Source organism: Bacillus weihaiensis (assembly GCF_001889165.1).
Lineage (GTDB): Bacteria > Bacillota > Bacilli > Bacillales > Bacillaceae > Metabacillus > Metabacillus weihaiensis.
In genome coordinates this window covers 1,714,777-1,732,700 of record NZ_CP016020.1, presented here as the reverse complement: position 1 = coordinate 1,732,700, position 17,924 = coordinate 1,714,777, and the positions used below count along the sequence as shown (strand labels likewise).

Here is a 17,924-nt window from a genome sequence, read left to right as displayed (position 1 = left end):
TTAAGAGTTTTATGGGATAGTGCGGGTTTTTTACTTAATGGTAAATGGCCTATTTTATTTACATGCCTTCTTTTAGCACTTCAATCGCCTTTTTTAACTGTGTATCATTTTCTTTTAGCTTTTCTTGAATTCTTTGTATTAATGTAATGGTCGTTTGTTTTGTAATTTGACCATCTACTGGTAGTTCTTCATCTTTTTGAAATTGTTTAACTACTTCTTCAGTAGTTTCGTCAAACGTTCCATTTAAAGGTATATCACTGTATCCTAGTGCACTAAGCATTTTTTGCGCTGAATCTACTTCCGTATTTGTATCACCCTGTTTAAGAACATTATCGGGGTTAATAAACGGCAAATTAGCATATTCAGGTAATTCTACTTTAACAGTTGGTTCAATACCCTTTTCATGAATCCAAGATCCATCAGGAGTCAACCATTTTGCCGTCGTATATTTCACAGAGCTTTGATCATCAAAGGATTTAGCCGTTTGAACCGTTCCCTTACCGAACGTCGTTGCCCCTACTAATGGGATTCCAGCTGACTGGTTCAATGCTGCTGCCATAATTTCACCAGCACTTGCTGTACCTTCATCAATTAGAACTGTAATTGGGAGGTCAAGAACAAGGTCGTTTTCATCATTATAAACTTCTTTTTCCCCTAAATTATTTTCTACCTGAAGAATATTTTTTCCTTTTTCCAAGAATAAATCAGACATTCCGATTGCTTGGTTTAAAAGTCCACCAGGATTTTGTCTTAAATCAATTACTAATCCTGAAACTTCCTTCTTTCGCAGCTCATTCAACGCATTTGTTAGCTCTTCACCAGTTGTTTCTGAAAATTTAGTAATTTGAATCTTCCCAATATTTTTTTCGATCACTTCAGAATAGACAGTTTCTATTGGGATGGTATCTCTTACAATAGAAAAATCAAGTTCACCTACACCTGCTCGATTAATGACAAGATTAACTTTTGAGCCTTTTTCTCCTCTAATTAACATAACAGCTTCTGTAACAGAATAACCATCAATCGATTGGTCATCCACTTTTAGGATTACATCCTTAGGTTTTAATCCTACCTCTTCAGCAGGTGAACCTTTAATTGGGGAAACAACAATGATTTGACCGTTATTTTCCTGTATTTCAGCCCCTATTCCTTCAAAGGATGAGGAAACATTTTCATTAAAGCTTTTTGCTTCTTCAACGTCCATATAAACTGAATACGGGTCATCCAAAGAATCAACCATTCCTTTAATAGCACCTTCTACTAATGTTTCTTGGTCAATTTCTTTATAATAATTTTTCTCTAAGATACTATACGTGGATTTTAATTTAGAAAATGGATCTTCATCATTTAACGCAATTGTTTCCCTTTGTTGAACTAAATTGAATGTAATTCCAGATGAGATAATCGCAGTAATAATGACTGCAATAACTAATTTGCTATACTTCACTGAACATTTGCACCACCTTTATGTATGTCCTTATTATGTCTAAGCTGCTTCAAATCGTCAATAAATATGAGTTTTTCAATTTATAAAAATGGATCAATTTCATCATTGTACTTCCGTTCGCTTTCCTGTTCGATAACAAAGTTGTTTCAACTGGAAATATTCTTTTAAATAGGCAATAACTCATTCAACAGCCGTTCTCTGCTTATAAATCTTTTTTCATTTTTAGAAGCTTCGAGCTGAGGCAATATAACAGCGTAAATCATCAAGAGAAACATCTAATTGTGCTTCTATCGACTTTTCATAAATTAGGAGGCTTGCTTCCTTTTCAGACTTTTCTTGAAGCCCCTTTTCACGTTCTTCTTTTGATTTACGTCCGCGTTTTTTCGTTTTAGCTTTTGGTTGCTTTTCTTTCACTGTAGCTCGAACTCTTGCTTCAATATGAGTGGGATCAATCGCAACGGTATCATCTTGAAACAAATCCTTCAGATATAGCTTGTAGAAGAATAGTTTCTTGTACACACTCAGGGAACATATGATTCACTTAGTTGAGTAAACATTCGTGAGTAAGATGCTTTAAATGGAATGTTGTCAGAAACCAGGAATCCACAATCAAGACGAAACATCATATCATTCTTAAGACGCTGAACTGAATCTTGCAGGTTAAATAGACTTTCTTGTCGTATAATTGACATTGGGGTCATCCTCCAATCTTTGTTTTTAGTGTGGTAACTAAAACATTCGAGATTCTGGGGAGGTACCCAATTAATGTAAATAAGTTATCTATAGCTTTCATTATGTTCTTAGCATTGGTTCAATTTATACATGGTCTAACCTTTACATTTAAAATATTATTTTTATTTGTAAAGGTTAGAGACAATTGGACGAAACCTCCCTTCAACAAAATGTAAACACTTGCATATTGTAATAATAACAATATTTCGACATTATTCTTCTGCCTATTTTTTGAATAATAGACATTTCTCCAACTATAAATACTGTTATAACAGCTTAGAATAAGAATATGGGGTCAATTTTGTATTTCGACAAAAACGACGATACTTTACTGTGAAATTAATGTAAAGTTTATTACAGTAATGTAAATGCAGGAGGGATTATTATGCAACTAAAAGATTATATCGGCAAACAAAACTTTCATATGATAAATTTTGCTATGTCACTCATAAAAGAAGTGGACAGTAAAGTTCAAAACCGAAGTCTCTACTATAAAAATCAAATTATTCATTATATAGATCAACAAGTAAATCAATTTGTACGACACTTTCACGAGAAAGAATCTTTACAGGCTATTTATAAAGCTGAAATATATTTAATCATTAATCCAAAATTAACTAAATTATTTAATGATTACAAACTCTTCACATGTATATAAGCACACGCTCTCAATTCTCTCATAAGATGAAGTTGAGTATTGGAGGTGCTAGAGTGAATTATATTGAGATGCTTTCGTATTTAGGGATTGGTGGTGCACACCCTGGAGGTCTTTCGCTGACAAAGTCAATTGTAGAACATGAAGGACTTCCGATATCCTCTCACATTCTTGATGCTGGTTGTGGTACTGGCCAAACAGCTAACTATCTATTCATGCTTGGTTATAATGTTACTGGTATTGATCAAAATCCTATAATGATTGAGCATGCCTTAAAGAGAAATAAATCAACTAACTTATCTGTTCCCTTTTTCATTCAGAATCTCGAAAAAACTACATTTGAAAGTGAAACCTTTGATTGTGTGTTGTGTGAATCTGTTTTATCTTTTACCTCATTGGCAAAAACATTACCCGAGATAAGAAGAGTTCTTACTAAAGACGGTCTGCTTATCGCAATTGAACTCATCCAAATCGGAGAGTTATCAAAAAATGAAAAGAAGAAATTAACCTCCTTCTATCATTTTTCATCGATTCTTTCTGAAGGAGAATGGATTCAGAAGTTCCTCACACATCAATTCAGAGTGAAATCCATCCTTTCCCCTCAAGATTTCACTTTTGAGAATGAGCCTATCACTGAGTTTTCTCTATCTGAAAACATTCCTAAGGAAACATTCAATGTTCTTTCTGATCACGAACGAATATCAGAAGAGTATAAACACAAATTATCGTATCGTGTATTTATTTTAAACAAATCTTAAAAAAGAAATCTTATAGATAGGTTAGTCGTACAATCCTTTCTTACACCTTCACATAAACTATCAGGAGTAAAGGGAAGGGAGGAGCTATCATGTCACACCATTATTATCAGCTTTGTTGTAAATACAACGGTAAAGTTGTCCGTATTTCCGATCGTCATGGACGTAATCATGTAGGGAAAATCTGTCGAGTTACACAGGATAAAGTTTATATTCAACCTCTAATTCAAAGAGGTGGAGGGTATGGTTATGGATATTATGGTTATGGATATGGATACGGAGCACCTTATGGAATTGGATTAGGCTTTATCACAGGACTTGTTTTAGGCGGTCTATTTTTCTGGTAATTAGATAAAAGGGAGAAATATTTCTCCCTTTTACTTATTTTCTATATCTTTTACTTGTGAATAAATGGACAGCAATTCTTCTTTTTTTAATCTTACAAGACCACTTGAGGAAGGTGCTACGAAGTCCGTGACTCCAGGTACAATGCTTATTTCTTGATATCCCCAAGCTGCTTTTTTCCGCTTACTATAGTGTAAATAAACACCCTTACCTACAAAAAAAGCAATTTTAGGTTTATATTTACTGACTTTCTCAATAAGTTGTTTTCTTCCTTCGATGTATTCTTCCTTCGTGATATCCTCAGCCGCTTTAGTAGGTCTAGAAACAATGTTCGTAAAACCCAAACCTTGTTCTAATAAAAGAAAATCCTCTTCTGGTGAATATAATCTTTCTGTTATTCCAGATTCATAAAGTAATTTCCAGAAACGATTTGTTTTATTTGCATAATGATGTCCTAGTCTTCCTGAATCAAGGCTAGGATTATAACCAATAAACAAAATGTTAAGATCTTCTTTAAGTAGATCCATGTTCTTCATCCAATAAAACTCCTACTATATTTTCTTTACTCTATTAAAATATTCTTCTAAGGTCAATTGATGTTCAAACATCGTTGTTGCTTTCTCTTTACCAACATACCGTAAATGCCACGGTTCATACTGATAGCCCGTTATTTCTTCTTTTCCTTTAGGATAACGAACAATAAATCCCGCTAGATGGGCATTTTCTTCCACCCACATTCCCTCTTCAGTCTGACCAAATTCTTCAGTAATTTCAAGGTTAACACTACGACTAGTAACATCCATCGCCAATCCCGTCTGATGTTCACTTTGACCAGCTAAGGCAACTGCCTGCATGGCTTCAACTTCCCCTTTTGCTTCTTTTTCACTATTAAAAATACCTTGTTGTCTTGAGTAAGACCGATAGCCAGATACAGCGAACAATTCTATTTGATCTTTTTTAGCTAGGGAAAAAAGTTCCTCTAATGCATGAGCAGCTTCTTCCCTTAAATATCTTTTCTCAACCTCTGCTTCCCCAAAAGAAAATTCAACATTAGGAATAACTAAATCTTCAGGTTTATAGGTGCTTGGCAGAGAGTAATCTTTATTTACCATCGCTAAAACATTCGTAGGATTTTCTATAATATTAAGGTTATCAACTGGTTGTACGCGGTTAAAGTATTCAGACTCTAATAGAAACTCAGGATCAATCTCAACTTCAGCATGCTCCGTCTCCATATGATTTTCTTCTAGAGTTGTCTCTAAATCATTTTCGTGAATCTCCTGTTGGCTATCTTGATTATGATGTTTTAATGAGAGTCCATTTGGCAATGAAACATTATCACATGCTGATAAACTAATAACTATAGCACATAAAAAACTAACCTTTACATAATATGACATTTTATCACCCTTACTAAAATAGATACAAATTCTATTTTATCACTAATTGGACTAGCAATGATATGAAGATATAATACCATATACAGTTTTACCTTTTTCCCTACACTTCAAACTAAATGTATTCGACAAATTGTGAATACAGTGAGTTTCGATTAATTAGAAATATGCACTCTTACGATAAAAAAAGATGACTCAAGGGGTAAGAGTCATCTTTTTTTAACAAAATACGTCATGCGCATTTTTATGCTTTTTTAATTGCAGCATCTAAAGCAACTACAATCATATCGTTAAATGTAGTCTGTCTTTCTTCGGAAGTTGTTTCTTCTCCAGTTAAGATATGATCACTCACAGTTAATACTGATAGTGCTTTACGACCATATTTTGCTGCAAGTGTGTATAGAGCTGAGGATTCCATTTCAATTGCTAATATTCCATATTGTGCCCACTTCTCGAGCTCAGCATTATCGTTATAGAACATGTCAGCAGTAAAAATATTCCCCACCTTTAAATTTAGCCCCTGTTCAATTCCTGTATCATATGCTTTTTTCAACAATTCAAAATTAGCTGTTGGTGCATAATCAACACCACCGAAAGTTAAACGATTCATTTGTGAGTCAGTAGAGGCGCTCATCGCCAAGATAACGTCTCTTACTTTCACATCCTTTTGTATCGCTCCACAAGTACCTACTCTGATTAATTGCTGAACATTATAGCTATTCATTAATTCGTTTATGTAAATGGATATAGAAGGAACCCCCATTCCTGTCCCTTGTACCGAAATTCTTTCCCCTTTATAAGTTCCTGTGAACCCTAACATTCCTCGAACTTCATTGTAACAAATAACATCTTCTAAAAATGTCTCTGCGATGTATTTCGCTCGTAACGGATCCCCTGGTAAAAGCACAGTTTCTGCAATTTGATTCTCTTTCGCACCAATATGTACACTCATATGATAAACCTCCTAAATATAATCGAAAAGAGTCAATTTACTATATCATAAATTAAACCTTCTTGAAATATTTCTTCTTCTCACCTAGTTTATCCATTAAACCAATAAATCCTCCTAAGTATTTTTTTACAGTGTTAAATTACTAGTCATCTGAAGAAAATAAGCTTGTACATGAAAAAAGGAGGAGTCATGATAATGAAGAAAAAACTTGAACAAGCTGTAGAATATGCTAATGAAACGAATCCAGGCTCGAGAAATGGTACAATGCCTCATGAGTCTAAAAAGCCTCGAAAGCAAAAAACGCATACGACAAATAAATCTAACGAAATTTAAGGAGAGATATGATGGGAAAAAAACATAGAAATCGTAATACGCCAAAAAAGAACAATCATATACCTCAAGATGTCTTAATTGCTGAAGAAACGGCTCATAGCAAAGAACATCAATCAGCCAAAAGAAAAAATGGGCCTGGGCACAATCAATAAAAGGCTATAACAACTATGAGGCTGGGACGTAAGTGTTTTTAGTTAATGAGAAACCCGAACGATCAGGTGATTTTTCAATGAAAATCCCCCCTATCGTTCGGGTTTTATTCTTTTTCACTACATGTATTGTTTATGAATACGATTGTTAATCGCTAGTGTAATGGAGCAAAAAGACACTTGACTCCGGCGGGAGGTAGAGGAAAGGGTGAGACCCCACAGGCGTAGCCGCGAGGAGGCTGAAGCCTCCTCCCTAGGAAAAGCAGTTCATTTTCCCCGCGGAAAGCAAGTGGATGAAGCGGAATGGAACGTACTTGTTCTTCCATCACAACATATTAATAAGGAACAACGTGTCATACGATAATCGTTCGTCTTTTAATAAAATGATTGAGTTTTGACCCAACCTCACTCACTTTACCTGTATTCTATTAATTTTTTCCCAACCACCTGATGTAAGCTTATAGTAATATTGTCCATGCCTACCTTGATCGATTAACAGAATATCCCCTGTACTCATGAAACGACCTTTATAATCATTGGGAATACAGTCAACCACATTAAACATTCGAAATACTTTTTGAATGACTATCTCATGAGAGTTCCCTTCCACATCTAACCGGTACACTTCCTTATAACCTCTTGTTGATCCATAAAAAGGTGTTTGGAATACAGTAATATCAAATGTATAGGTTCTGCTTTTATTAAGTAAAGAATAAACCAATGGATATCCCCCTATTAGCTTTTCTTTACTTATTAAAGAAATAACAACGAAATCCCTTTATCTAATTCATTCTATTTTTGTCGAAAAGAAGGAATTTTTCTTGATACGGCTTGAAATATGAGTAACCATATCCCTCCAGCACAAAACCCTGCTACAATATCTGTTACGTAATGAACTCCAAGATAAATTCTACTCATCCCAATTAGGCCAATAAAAATGCAAACTATCACAATGCTTAATCCTCTCCATGCTCTACTTACATTTATGGACAATGTAAGAAGGATAAATAGGAAACCATATGTGGCAATTGAATTCATAGCGTGACCGCTCGGAAAGCTATAATGTACTGCTTCATAAACAGCATCAAAGTTGGGTCGATTTCTAACAAATATATTCTTTAACAATATATTTAAATATCGAACACTAAAAAACATAATCATAAGTAATGTAGCTTCAATAACCATCCTTTTATAAAGAAAAAATATCGTAAAAATGATACATATCGGGAGAATATATTTAATTGAACCTAAATCCGTAATAAACAAAAAGAACTCTGTTAAAAAAGGAGTACGATGATCTTCGAAAAATAACGTCGTCTTTACGTCCCATTCATAAAAAAAGGGAATAGGATACATTACTGCACATCCAATGAAGACGATCACTAGAATTAGAATGATGGCAATCACTATTCTTTCTCCTCTCTTTGGTAGATTGCTCTTATCTATAGCTTTATATAGCGAATTTCCACTGACAAAAACGAATGTGAATTAAAAATGGTCTAGCAAGGGGACGATTTACTTTTATTCTCAACAATTGATACTACTCTCTACGTTTATCATAAAAAGTTGACCAGCCGTTGAAATCAGTATTAGGACTTATAAAATGTTTAGCTATGTATCTGAATGTAACAATTTCTTATTTTATGTATGCTCAACAATAAAAAAGAGGCTGGGACAGAAGTGCCTGGCACCTTATCGTAACGACTATATGTACGCACTGATTTATCTAGTGTACACAATAGATTGTATTCGAGGGTGCCTGGCTCTTTGTTTTGTCCCAGCCTCAAGCAAAGATTTTTGTCATCTTAATTATACTTTTTTATGTTTTTTCTGTTCTCTATGGCCTGGAGCGGGCTTTTTCTTCACCCCATACTCCTCTCCAAATTCCGTATTATGTTCATGTGCCATTTTCGCTTTTTGCTCAGGACTATTATGATGTTTTTTGGACATAATTTCTCCTCCTTTTCTTTAAACTCCTCGTTATTATTTTACTTTACCAACAAAATGATTCTTTTTTTATTGTATAGCTTTTAGGGTTAAGATTGGTTTATAGTATCGTGAGAAAAATGGATAAAAAGCGCAAATCCACGAACGAATTCACGCTTTTAGTTCAGGTATAGATTGTAAGTAAAAATATGACTTTTTCCCGTTTTATCGATTATTGCTATTTGCAGTTGTATTTCTTATATGTTCATTTTCATAGTTATTCGCTTTTAATTTTTCAGCCTTATCATTTACTAATTCTTTTTGATCGACTTCAGATATTTGCTTCTTCTTTGACATAATTTCATTTACCTCCTTATCCTCATTAACCATAACATCTATTAGTGTAAGTCAAGAAGAAAAAAATATGCCCTAAATAACGTGATAAAATCGTGATAGTTGGAATGATGGGTATCAGAATGTTTTGATTTTCTTTCCCTTCATCATCTACTGTTACAATTTAGTAAGCAAGTAACCACAACAACCTATACAAACGTGTTTAATTCTGATCTGTGTAGATCAAAATAGCATCTCTTAAAAATGCGGCAGTTCCTGAAACTTCTTGGTCATAATAATCAGTAAAGCGTTCATCTTCAACGTACATTTTCGCTAAACCTGCATGTGCTTCCACTGTATAATTGTCCCAATAATAACAAATCCACCTCTTATGAAGCTTAGCAGCTTGTTGAGCTAATTCATTGGAAGGATCACCAATTTCCATCGCCTTCTTCAAGGTATCCTTCAATACCTTTTCTAACTCAATCGCTGTATCATAGTCTTCTTTCGTTAAGTCCATAAACCTCTTGTTAGAAGAATCAACGGCTTCATCTCCATATTTCCCTCTTATTTCTCTTCCAAACTTCTCTTCATTTTCTACTACTTTTTTTCTTTTTAATCCTTCAAATTTCTCTTTGTCTGTCATTGTTCCGCTCCCCTCCTTTACTGAAATTGTTTTTTCTACGTTTCTTAGCAAAAGATCTAACTCCCTTTTTTTCTCAAGAAGTTTTTTTTGGTGAGCTTTTAAGGCCTTTAGTTCATTAAATTTAGGAGAGTGGAGAATTTCATTAATGGTTTCTAAAGATACTCCCAACTCCCGATAAAATAAGATTTGTTGTAGTTTGTTTACTTCTACTTCTCCATACACCCTGTAACCTGACGTATTAATTAGCTTAGGCTTTAAGAGATTTATTTCATCATAGTAACGCAATGTTCTTGCACTAATCCCAGCAAGTTCACCTAGTTTTTTTACTGTATATTCCACATTATCACCTCCTATCTTTTTACTATAATCCTTAACGTAACGAGAATGTAAAGACAATTTTAGTTCTAATAAAAGGTTTACAAAAAGTGCTAGGTTCTAGTAAAACATATCCACATTAAACTTATATACAGTAACAAAAAAACCCTTACTTTATATGGTATCATTTGTAAAAAAATTGAAATACTAAAAGTAAGCTTTAATTGGGAGAAGATTTTATGCATATATTTTATGGTGCTTTAGTTTTATTATTATCCATTTTTAAAGGTGATTGGAAGAATTGGGAGAACTATTATCCTTCAATGCTTTACATTGCTTTATCTACATTCGTATACGAATATATTGCTCATAGCCATTTTCATTTATGGGATTTTCAAAAAACAAACTTTTTATCAATTATGAATATACACTTCATACATAATTTATTGATTAATCCATTTGTTGCTTTTTTGTTTTTATCAAATTATCCTAAAAAACGCATGAAGAAGATTTTATATTATGCGGTATGGAGTGTCTTATTTATTATAGGTGAAGTGATTTGTAGACAAACTGGTGATATTATTTATTCCAATGGCTGGACTATTTGGTGGTCTGCTCTATTTGTTATAACCATGTTTCCAATGGTTAGGTTACACCACACGCGTAAATTGACTGCACTATTTCTCTCAATCCTATTTTGTTTATTTTACCTCACTGTCTTTGATTATATTTAATAGTTGTCTTATGTTTAGGTTCACCTATGTTTTCAATTAAAGCAGACACTTTTCGTTGCTAGTAATTTGAAGTTCTACAATATCTTAAATTTAACCTCAGTTTTATAGTGTCTAATAGAAAAAAATAAGTAGCCATTTGGCTACTTATTTTTCAAACGAGCTCCACATTATGATAAACCTGTCTAACATCCTCTAAATCCTCAAGAGCATCAATTAGTTTTTCAAATTGTAGAGCTGTATCTTCTGGTAATGAAACATCATTTTGAGCTAACATTGTTAGTTCAGCAATTGTAAATTCTGTTATTCCAGCTTGTTTAAACGCTTCTTGAATTGCATGGAATTGATCTGGTTCTCCATAAACGATAACTGAATCTTCTTCCTCAAGAATATCACGAGCATCAACATCTGCTTCCATAAGTATTTCTAATACATCATCAGCAGTTTTACCTTCGATACCAATTACTGCAGTTGCATCAAACATGTAAGAAACAGATCCACTCACACCCATATTCCCACCATTTTTTCCAAAAGCAGCACGTACATCTGAAGCAGTACGGTTTACATTATTAGTTAATGCATCAACGATAACCATTGACCCATTTGGTCCAAACCCTTCATAGCGAAGTTCATCGTAATTTTCCTCTGAACCGCCTTTAGCTTTTTCAATAGCACGATCTATAATTGTTTTTGGTACATTATAGGTTTTAGCTCTTTCCAGAACTACCTTTAATGCTTGGTTAGCTTCTGGATCTGGTTCTCCCTGTCTGGCAACAACATATATTTCTCGACCAAATTTCGCATAGATACGACTTGTATTAGCATCCTTTGACGCTTTCTTTTCTTTAATATTATTCCACTTACGCCCCATCATGAACACTCACTTTCAACATTGTCTCGCTCAGTACTTTTGCTTAACTTTACTTAAGAGAGAATACGTGTATGTATCAATCGTTCTCTTATCTAAATAAAATTTCCCTATCAAGGTCCTTTACACAAAGCACTGAGACTAATTCGCATACGTTCTTTCCTATTATACCTTATTCAGACGGTTTGTTAAGCGAAAAGATCTCTTAGAGAACGAAGTCATCAACATACTTGTTCATTCGACTTTCTTCACTTCAAGGTATGAAATTTGGCGCCCTCTACTATCGTGAACTTTAAATAAATAGCCAGCCGACTCCACTTCTGAGCCCTTTTCAGCTTCAAAATTACGTGTCAAAAACCAGCCACCAATGGTATCAATTTCTTGTTCCTCTAAGTCCGTACCTAGTAATTGATTCACATCGTGGATCAGCATTTTCGCATCTATTATATATCTATTTTCACCGGTCTTTTGTATTTCGGGAATTTCATCTTCATCGAACTCGTCTTGAATTTCACCAACAATTTCTTCTAAAATATCTTCAACTGTCACAAGACCTGAGGTTCCTCCATACTCATCAATTAAAATAGCAATATGTGTACGTTCTTTTTGCATTTTAACTAACAATTCATGAATGGCCATGGTCTCAATTACTCTTATTACTGGATTAATAAAAGGTTCGAGTATATTATGATTAGTAATTTCCTTCGTTATGACAACACGAGTTAACAGCTCTTTAATATTAATAAATCCTATAATATGGTCTCTATCACCATTAACGACAACAGGATACCTTGTGTACTTTTCAGCAGCAATAATTTCCAATACTTCATCAAAGGAATTTTCTAACGACAAACTAACAATTTCCGTTCTAGGAACCATTACTTCTTTTGCAATTCTTTCATCAAATTCAAATATATTATTTACATAATCTAACTCATTTTGGTTAATTTCTCCACTTTCAAAGCTTTCAGATAATAAAATTCTCAATTCTTCCTCTGAATGGGCAATTTCATGGTCAGAAGCTGTTTTAATACCAAAAAGTCGAACGAATAGCCTTGCAGATCCATTTAAAAACCAGATGAAAGGATACATTATTTTGTAAAACCACATGATAGGCATGGCAAAAGTTAAGGTAATCAATTCCGCTTTCTGAATCGCAATTGTTTTTGGTGCCAGCTCTCCAATAACAACATGCAAAAACGTAACTATAGCAAAAGCCAATCCAAATGTTAAAAGATGCGAAAGTGATTCATTCAATTGAAATGTCTCAAATAAGGGATGAATAATTTTTTCAACAGTTGGTTCACCTAACCACCCCAATCCTAATGCAGTAACGGTTATTCCAAGTTGACAAGCTGATAGATATTCATCTAGGTGTGATACAACTTTCTTTGCTGCAAGGGCTCCCTTTCTTTCCTCTACTATAAACTGCTCAATTTTTGAAGATCTTACTTTTACGATAGCAAATTCTGTAGCGACAAAAAAACCTGTCAACGCAATAAGAATGATAATTAGGACTATATTTATCGTTATTGTCAATCTGTTGTTTTGTAAGTATTATTAGGAAAAACCTTCACATACCTACAAAACCTTCACCTCCTATTACTAAAAGGAATTCATAGCACTTAGTATGATGCCATGCACATATACGTAACCAATAACATAAGAAATGGATTAAACTCACTACTAAAGGAAGAGATTGTAAGAGCAAACCATTTTCAATAATTAAAATTTCAATTACTAAAACTAATGGAACTATATGAAGTATATGATGTAGAAGCTCCCAACGATTTTAAGCTATTTTTTAACTATCGATTGTCATCCAATACCCTCTGTAGTGATGAAGAAATCACGTTTCCAAAAAGCTAATTTATTGCTATGTTTTACTCCTTGGCTACTAGAATGATTGTATGGATTTCATGTAGTAAATTCTTTCTTGATTGCGGCTTTTGGTAGATCGTATCCATGCTATGTTATATCAACAGCAAACTGCTTAAGATTTACACACTGACTATTTTCAAAAAGATTATTGCTTATAAATACGTTCTTTAAACGAAAATGACTTAAAATGGGGCTCACCTTTTCGCCACGCAAAAAGCGAGCAACTGGAACGGAATTCAACTAGACCCGACATTTTATAAATAGCTAAAAGTCTGTAGATATAAGTATCTTAAATAGGCATTTATGAAATTGATTCCATAGAATAAAATTATTTGATAATTTGTGATAAAATATACATATTCTTTTTTGAGGGAGCATGTATATGGATATGATAATTTATAATAATTCAATTTTCGAAAGAGATTCAATAAACATTGACCTGGAGGATCGAGGCTATCAATTTGGTGATGGTGTATACGAGGTCATTAGAGTGTACAACGGAAAATTATTTACTGCGGAAGAACACCTAAAAAGATTCATAAAAAGTGCAAATGAGATTAAAATTAACGTTCCTTATCAAGTAGGTGAAATGCAAGAAAAAATAAATGAGCTAATTCATACTACATCTTTATCAACGGGAATCGTTTACCTCCAACTAACAAGAGGAGTTTCAAAAAGAAATCACGCTTTTCCATCACCTCCTTGTGAACCAGTTTATATTGCTTACACTAAAGAGCTTGCATTACCAATAGTTCCAATGAAGTCAGGCGTTACTACCATTACAGTAGAAGACATTCGCTGGCTACGTTGTGATATTAAAAGTCTAAACCTGCTGCCAAATATTCTTGCTAAACAAGAAGCTGTTGATTCTAATAGCTTTGAGGCTATTCAACATAGAGGTACAATAGTAACTGAAGGAAGTTCTTCGAACGTATGGATGATTAAAAATCAGGTATTGTATACGCATCCTGCTAATCATTACATCTTAAATGGAATTACAAGACAAGTTCTTTTATCGATTTGTAAAAAAACGGGGTTTGTTGTAGAAGAAAAACCATTTACAATCGAAGACATGGTGAAAGCCGATGAGGTATTTCTAACAGGAACTACTACAGAGGTTATGCCAGTTATCCAAATTAACAAGCAAAGAATTGGAAACGGTGATCCTGGTACTCTCACACGTCAATTACAACAACTTTTTACTTCTGAAATTGAAAAGCAATGCGGGAATCTATCTAAATCATTCGATTAATAATAAGATAGCAAGGGATAAAATCAAACTTATTCCTTGCTATCTGTTCAATTGTAGAAAAAGTATGGAATTTCATATGGCTTTACTATTCTTCACTCATAAGCAACCCAACTTGCACCATCAATATGGTTAGAATATTGAATGATTTTATTTTTTACTCGTTCATTTTCTTGATCAACTAAAGGTACTGGTTGATAGTTATTTCGATGAGTAACTGATGATATTGAGAAAGGCAATACATTAATGTCTTTCTTATTTGTTAAATACCCATTCTCTATATAAAACGTTTGTTGAAAAACAAATGTATCCTTATCAGTAGGATTCTTGTTCCCTCCAAACATAAAGTTTCCTAAGCTATACACAATAAACTTCTCTTTATACTCTTCAATTCCCTGAATGACATGTGGATGGTGTCCTATAATTAAATCTGCTCCATGATCAACTGAGAACCTTGCAAGCGATTTTTGACTTTCATTGGGTACATATTGTTTTTCTTCCCCCCAATGAAAATGGATGATGACGATTTGAGCACCTTGTTCTCTTAAACTATTCATCTCGCCTTTTATCTTTCTCCTAAGTTCTTCACTATCTTGCCAACCTTCATACCCAAGTGCTCCAATTTTTATACCTTTCACTGTTGTCATATAAGTATTTTCATAACCAAAATAGCCGATCTGTTGTAATTTCAATGCATGCTTAGTATCTTCATAGCCTTCTTGTAAATAATCAAACATATGATTATTTGCTAAATTAACAGCATCAATACCTGCCATATTTAGAATTTGAGCATAAGAAGGATCTCCTTTAAAACGAAATGTTTTTTCCGCCTTTTCAGTAGCGGTAGTCAGCGTTGTTTCCAAATTTACAGACGTAAAATCATCCTCTTTAAATAGCTTTTCTATCCCTTCTACAAAGTAACCATAACCATTATTCATTGCTTCTTCATCAAATGATCCTTCAAATGGATAGCTCTCATCTCTCCCTAATGTAAAATCACCTGCTGCACTCACTTTAATCGTTGTCGTCAAACTGTCTTTTACTATTGGGTTTGTCTTATCTACTAAAGTTACTTCTTTTGAAGGGTGACTACTACTAGTAGAAACTGATTCTTTTGTTATATTGATTAGCAAGGGAGTTAATCCCAAGATGATAAGAAATAGAACAAATGACAAAAGACGGTTAACCGATTTCTTCAAACGCCTCTTTTTCTTCTTTGATTTATCCACTCTACTTACCAGACTACTATACGTTTTTTCTTCCATTTCCATTCTCCCTCAAGTTTACATACAAAACATACACTAAATTAGTTTTATTTAAAATAATTTTATGTACTAATAGGTACTTTCATATCTTTTCTTTTCATTTTTTCACAAAACTCTTTACGTACCTTTTCCGCATTGTTAATAGATCATGCGTTCCCTTATAATAAATGACACCCTCATAATGATTCTCTTTGCGTCATTTTAAGTTTGTAGAACCTACGATCTTCATGTTTATTATAGACGTTTTTTCCTTTTTATTAAATATCAACAGAGCTCCTTATGGACGAGTAATGACTCTTAGATCTTACTAAGTAAAAAAGAGAGAAGATCAAAGTAAATTCTTCTCTCTAAGGCCTATTTATCTATGATTATCCAATATCTTTGCAAATATTTGCTTTAGGTAAGGGATGTCAGATTCAGATATGGTAAGTTTTAAAATAGATTCATCCATATCTAAAGCTTCTGATAAAAAGCCAGCAATCCCTTTTGCTCTTCGGTCAACTTCTAAGACAACTTCTAGTTTCGTATTGTTTACTGGGAAAAAAACAACTTCAATTTCGTCAAAATCCCCCACGTACTCTCCTGAGACAGGAATAAATTCAAACTCTTGAATAAATGGTAACCTTCTACGAAGTTTATAGGAGGCTGCCTCATTTTTCACTTTTCTTTGTTTAAAGCCTAATTCAGTAAGTACTTCTACTATCTCTTCCATATAAGGATGCGGGAGAACAGTTACAATATCCCGATCTGACGGATCGAGCGAACCTCTTATATCAATCCCGGTTTGAATCCAAACTTTTGAGGAGCCAGCTGATATCGGTGTGTCAATTGGAAGCTGAAACTTAAACGGAATGGTTTTTGTTTCACCTGGCATCATGACAAACGGCTCGTTTAATTTCACTGTGGCTATAACGGCTTGTTTATGAATCACTCGGTCATCTTCTTCTTTTTCAAAATTTGTATTTACTGTTAAATAAATTTCTTCAATAGCCTGATCTACATTACCACCAATTACTTCTACAATTCCTTCTACATCTTCACCTATCCTAATCATGCTATCTGATAGCTTTGTATCAACCTTAACTGAACCTATCCCTATACTCGCTAAAATTTTATTAAATAGTGACATCTAAAGCACCTCATTAGCTTTTATGTATGTTTCAACTGATCTAATCACTTCATCGATATATTCATATGGAGGCTCTATTTGAAGTAATTTGCGTATAATCCTTGCCCCATCTACTGATATGTTTAGTTCTTCTTCCCATGTTCGCTTTTTATTTGAAGTAGGTTCATAGGAGGAATAAAGTAAAAATAGTAAAAAATGTCCTAAAGCATAGAAATCGCTTTTAAACGAGACTTCTCTAAATAGTTTCTTGTCCTCAGATGCTTTATCTAAATCCTCGTCATACTCACTAATTTTTCTTGCAAGACCAAAATCAATAATAAATACATGATTTTCTCTTTTTATAATATTTGGTATTCTTAAGTCTCTGTGAACATATTCCTTATCATGAAGGTATTTAATGTGAAAAAGTATTTTCAGTAGCTCTTTAAATGAATCAATTTCAGAAAATTTTATCTCATCAGCAAAAATGATCTCTTCATAGGTTTTCCCATGAATTAACTCCATTACTAAGAAGTGTTTATTGTTATAGGTAAACTCATCAATTATAGTAGGAAAGGCTTCATGATCAAGCTCCTTCAAAATGTTCCCTTCACGTTGTAATGAGTGATGATCAGACCGCGGGACCATCATCTTATATTTTCGTAATTGTTTCAATACATACAAGTTCTCCGAGCTGTGCTCTTTCACTATATATGTAAAGCCAAAACTTCCTTTTCCTAACCATCTACATATGGTAAAACGCCCATTAATAATGGTGCCATCCTTCAATGGGCGTTCTGTTATTTGGACAATTTTTTTACATAATCCTCTCATTAA

General features: G+C 33.7%; 21 protein-coding genes and 1 pseudogene. 7 read left to right on the top strand and 15 right to left on the bottom strand.

The features are described 5' to 3' along the window. Positions 1–58: 58 nt before the first annotated feature. Positions 59–1,447 (bottom strand): S41 family peptidase, encoded by a 1,389-nt coding sequence (locus tag A9C19_RS08390; RefSeq protein WP_072579526.1) that lies wholly within the window; start codon positions 1,445–1,447, stop codon positions 59–61. A gap of 252 nt (positions 1,448–1,699) precedes the next feature. Beyond that, positions 1,700–2,094: pseudogene (locus A9C19_RS08385) on the bottom strand (IS5/IS1182 family transposase); the annotation flags it as partial. Positions 2,095–2,564: 470 nt separating this feature from the next. On the opposite strand from A9C19_RS08385, the gene A9C19_RS08380 reads away from it, so the two are divergent. The 3 genes from A9C19_RS08380 to A9C19_RS08370 all read left to right on the top strand — a co-directional run bounded on the left by A9C19_RS08380 (position 2,565) and on the right by A9C19_RS08370 (position 3,936). Then, on the top strand, positions 2,565–2,837 hold the full coding sequence (locus tag A9C19_RS08380) for a hypothetical protein (RefSeq protein WP_072579524.1): 273 nt from the start codon (positions 2,565–2,567) through the stop codon (positions 2,835–2,837). A gap of 53 nt (positions 2,838–2,890) precedes the next feature. Further along, entirely contained in the window at positions 2,891–3,592 is a 702-nt protein-coding gene (locus tag A9C19_RS08375; RefSeq protein ID WP_158515069.1) for a class I SAM-dependent methyltransferase, read from the top strand. Between the two features lie 89 nt (positions 3,593–3,681). After that, positions 3,682–3,936, top strand: a complete 255-nt coding sequence (locus A9C19_RS08370) for a hypothetical protein (RefSeq protein WP_072579523.1) — start codon at positions 3,682–3,684, stop codon at positions 3,934–3,936. 30 nt (positions 3,937–3,966) lie between these two features. Here the strand turns inward: A9C19_RS08370 and A9C19_RS08365 are convergent, their stop codons facing one another. The 3 genes from A9C19_RS08365 to deoD form a co-directional block, all read right to left on the bottom strand. Further along, entirely contained in the window at positions 3,967–4,470 is a 504-nt protein-coding gene (locus A9C19_RS08365; protein WP_072579522.1) for a mismatch-specific DNA-glycosylase, read from the bottom strand. Positions 4,471–4,485: 15 nt separating this feature from the next. Next, the gene (locus A9C19_RS08360) at positions 4,486–5,334 is read right to left on the bottom strand and encodes a M15 family metallopeptidase (protein WP_072579521.1); all 849 of its coding nucleotides are present in this window, start codon (positions 5,332–5,334) and stop codon (positions 4,486–4,488) included. A 241-nt stretch (positions 5,335–5,575) separates the two neighbouring features. Beyond that, positions 5,576–6,283, bottom strand: coding sequence for a purine-nucleoside phosphorylase (deoD, locus tag A9C19_RS08355; RefSeq protein ID WP_072579520.1), 708 nt, complete (start codon positions 6,281–6,283; stop codon positions 5,576–5,578). A gap of 195 nt (positions 6,284–6,478) precedes the next feature. On the opposite strand from deoD, the gene A9C19_RS21990 reads away from it, so the two are divergent. Both A9C19_RS21990 and A9C19_RS21985 read left to right on the top strand, forming a co-directional pair. After that, complete coding sequence (locus tag A9C19_RS21990; protein ID WP_199445819.1) at positions 6,479–6,616, top strand: hypothetical protein; 138 nt, start codon at positions 6,479–6,481, stop codon at positions 6,614–6,616. An 11-nt stretch (positions 6,617–6,627) separates the two neighbouring features. Further along, positions 6,628–6,768, top strand: a complete 141-nt coding sequence (locus A9C19_RS21985) for a hypothetical protein (RefSeq protein ID WP_199445818.1) — start codon at positions 6,628–6,630, stop codon at positions 6,766–6,768. A 406-nt stretch (positions 6,769–7,174) separates the two neighbouring features. Here the strand turns inward: A9C19_RS21985 and A9C19_RS08350 are convergent, their stop codons facing one another. From A9C19_RS08350 to A9C19_RS08340, 5 genes are all read right to left on the bottom strand, one after another. Next, positions 7,175–7,486: a YodL domain-containing protein gene (locus tag A9C19_RS08350; RefSeq protein WP_233499254.1), complete on the bottom strand. Its 312-nt coding sequence runs from the start codon at positions 7,484–7,486 to the stop codon at positions 7,175–7,177. A 71-nt stretch (positions 7,487–7,557) separates the two neighbouring features. Next, a complete protein-coding gene (locus tag A9C19_RS08345) occupies positions 7,558–8,172 on the bottom strand; it encodes a phosphatase PAP2 family protein (protein ID WP_072579518.1) in 615 nt (204 codons plus the stop codon). A 402-nt stretch (positions 8,173–8,574) separates the two neighbouring features. Next, positions 8,575–8,715 carry a hypothetical protein gene (locus A9C19_RS21710; protein WP_158515068.1) on the bottom strand — a complete coding sequence of 47 codons (141 nt, stop codon included), beginning with the start codon at positions 8,713–8,715 and terminating at the stop codon, positions 8,575–8,577. A gap of 201 nt (positions 8,716–8,916) precedes the next feature. After that, complete coding sequence (locus tag A9C19_RS22425) at positions 8,917–9,048, bottom strand: hypothetical protein (protein ID WP_267888746.1); 132 nt, start codon at positions 9,046–9,048, stop codon at positions 8,917–8,919. Between the two features lie 199 nt (positions 9,049–9,247). Further along, on the bottom strand, positions 9,248–10,009 hold the full coding sequence (locus A9C19_RS08340) for a MerR family transcriptional regulator (RefSeq protein ID WP_072579517.1): 762 nt from the start codon (positions 10,007–10,009) through the stop codon (positions 9,248–9,250). A gap of 215 nt (positions 10,010–10,224) precedes the next feature. On the opposite strand from A9C19_RS08340, the gene A9C19_RS08335 reads away from it, so the two are divergent. Continuing rightward, positions 10,225–10,719 carry a CBO0543 family protein gene (locus A9C19_RS08335; RefSeq protein WP_072579516.1) on the top strand — a complete coding sequence of 165 codons (495 nt, stop codon included), beginning with the start codon at positions 10,225–10,227 and terminating at the stop codon, positions 10,717–10,719. A 151-nt stretch (positions 10,720–10,870) separates the two neighbouring features. On the opposite strand, the gene A9C19_RS08330 is transcribed toward A9C19_RS08335, so the two are convergent. Continuing rightward, positions 10,871–11,587 carry a YebC/PmpR family DNA-binding transcriptional regulator gene (locus tag A9C19_RS08330; protein WP_072581802.1) on the bottom strand — a complete coding sequence of 239 codons (717 nt, stop codon included), beginning with the start codon at positions 11,585–11,587 and terminating at the stop codon, positions 10,871–10,873. Between the two features lie 231 nt (positions 11,588–11,818). Further along, positions 11,819–13,123: a hemolysin family protein gene (locus tag A9C19_RS08325; RefSeq protein ID WP_072579515.1), complete on the bottom strand. Its 1,305-nt coding sequence runs from the start codon at positions 13,121–13,123 to the stop codon at positions 11,819–11,821. A gap of 724 nt (positions 13,124–13,847) precedes the next feature. Between A9C19_RS08325 and dat the strand changes: the two genes are divergently transcribed. Next, the gene (gene dat, locus A9C19_RS08320; RefSeq protein ID WP_072579514.1) at positions 13,848–14,717 is read left to right on the top strand and encodes a D-amino-acid transaminase; all 870 of its coding nucleotides are present in this window, start codon (positions 13,848–13,850) and stop codon (positions 14,715–14,717) included. Positions 14,718–14,809: 92 nt separating this feature from the next. Here dat and A9C19_RS08315 read toward each other — a convergent pair whose 3' ends face one another. From A9C19_RS08315 to A9C19_RS08305, 3 genes are all read right to left on the bottom strand, one after another. Then, entirely contained in the window at positions 14,810–15,979 is a 1,170-nt protein-coding gene (locus A9C19_RS08315; RefSeq protein ID WP_072579513.1) for a CapA family protein, read from the bottom strand. 358 nt (positions 15,980–16,337) lie between these two features. Then, the gene (locus A9C19_RS08310; protein ID WP_072579512.1) at positions 16,338–17,108 is read right to left on the bottom strand and encodes a sporulation protein; all 771 of its coding nucleotides are present in this window, start codon (positions 17,106–17,108) and stop codon (positions 16,338–16,340) included. Continuing rightward, positions 17,109–17,921 (bottom strand): serine/threonine protein kinase, encoded by an 813-nt coding sequence (locus A9C19_RS08305; RefSeq protein ID WP_072579511.1) that lies wholly within the window; start codon positions 17,919–17,921, stop codon positions 17,109–17,111. Positions 17,922–17,924 lie beyond the last annotated feature (3 nt).

Bases quoted from the DNA above. Each gene is read 5' to 3' on its own strand.
- A9C19_RS08380 (WP_072579524.1), top strand. From the start codon at position 2,565: ATGCAACTAAAAGATTATATCGGCAAACAAAACTTTCATATGATAAAT.
- A9C19_RS08370 (WP_072579523.1), top strand. From the start codon at position 3,682: ATGTCACACCATTATTATCAGCTTTGTTGTAAATACAACGGTAAAGTT.
- A9C19_RS08365 (WP_072579522.1), bottom strand. From the start codon at position 4,470: ATGAAGAACATGGATCTACTTAAAGAAGATCTTAACATTTTGTTTATT.
- A9C19_RS08360 (WP_072579521.1), bottom strand. From the start codon at position 5,334: ATGTCATATTATGTAAAGGTTAGTTTTTTATGTGCTATAGTTATTAGT.
- deoD (WP_072579520.1), bottom strand. From the start codon at position 6,283: ATGAGTGTACATATTGGTGCGAAAGAGAATCAAATTGCAGAAACTGTG.
- A9C19_RS21990 (WP_199445819.1), top strand. From the start codon at position 6,479: ATGAAGAAAAAACTTGAACAAGCTGTAGAATATGCTAATGAAACGAAT.
- A9C19_RS21985 (WP_199445818.1), top strand. From the start codon at position 6,628: ATGGGAAAAAAACATAGAAATCGTAATACGCCAAAAAAGAACAATCAT.
- A9C19_RS21710 (WP_158515068.1), bottom strand. From the start codon at position 8,715: ATGTCCAAAAAACATCATAATAGTCCTGAGCAAAAAGCGAAAATGGCA.
- A9C19_RS22425 (WP_267888746.1), bottom strand. From the start codon at position 9,048: ATGTCAAAGAAGAAGCAAATATCTGAAGTCGATCAAAAAGAATTAGTA.
- A9C19_RS08335 (WP_072579516.1), top strand. From the start codon at position 10,225: ATGCATATATTTTATGGTGCTTTAGTTTTATTATTATCCATTTTTAAA.
- A9C19_RS08330 (WP_072581802.1), bottom strand. From the start codon at position 11,587: ATGGGGCGTAAGTGGAATAATATTAAAGAAAAGAAAGCGTCAAAGGAT.
- dat (WP_072579514.1), top strand. From the start codon at position 13,848: ATGGATATGATAATTTATAATAATTCAATTTTCGAAAGAGATTCAATA.
- A9C19_RS08315 (WP_072579513.1), bottom strand. From the start codon at position 15,979: ATGGAAGAAAAAACGTATAGTAGTCTGGTAAGTAGAGTGGATAAATCA.
- A9C19_RS08310 (WP_072579512.1), bottom strand. From the start codon at position 17,108: ATGTCACTATTTAATAAAATTTTAGCGAGTATAGGGATAGGTTCAGTT.
- A9C19_RS08305 (WP_072579511.1), bottom strand. From the start codon at position 17,921: ATGAGAGGATTATGTAAAAAAATTGTCCAAATAACAGAACGCCCATTG.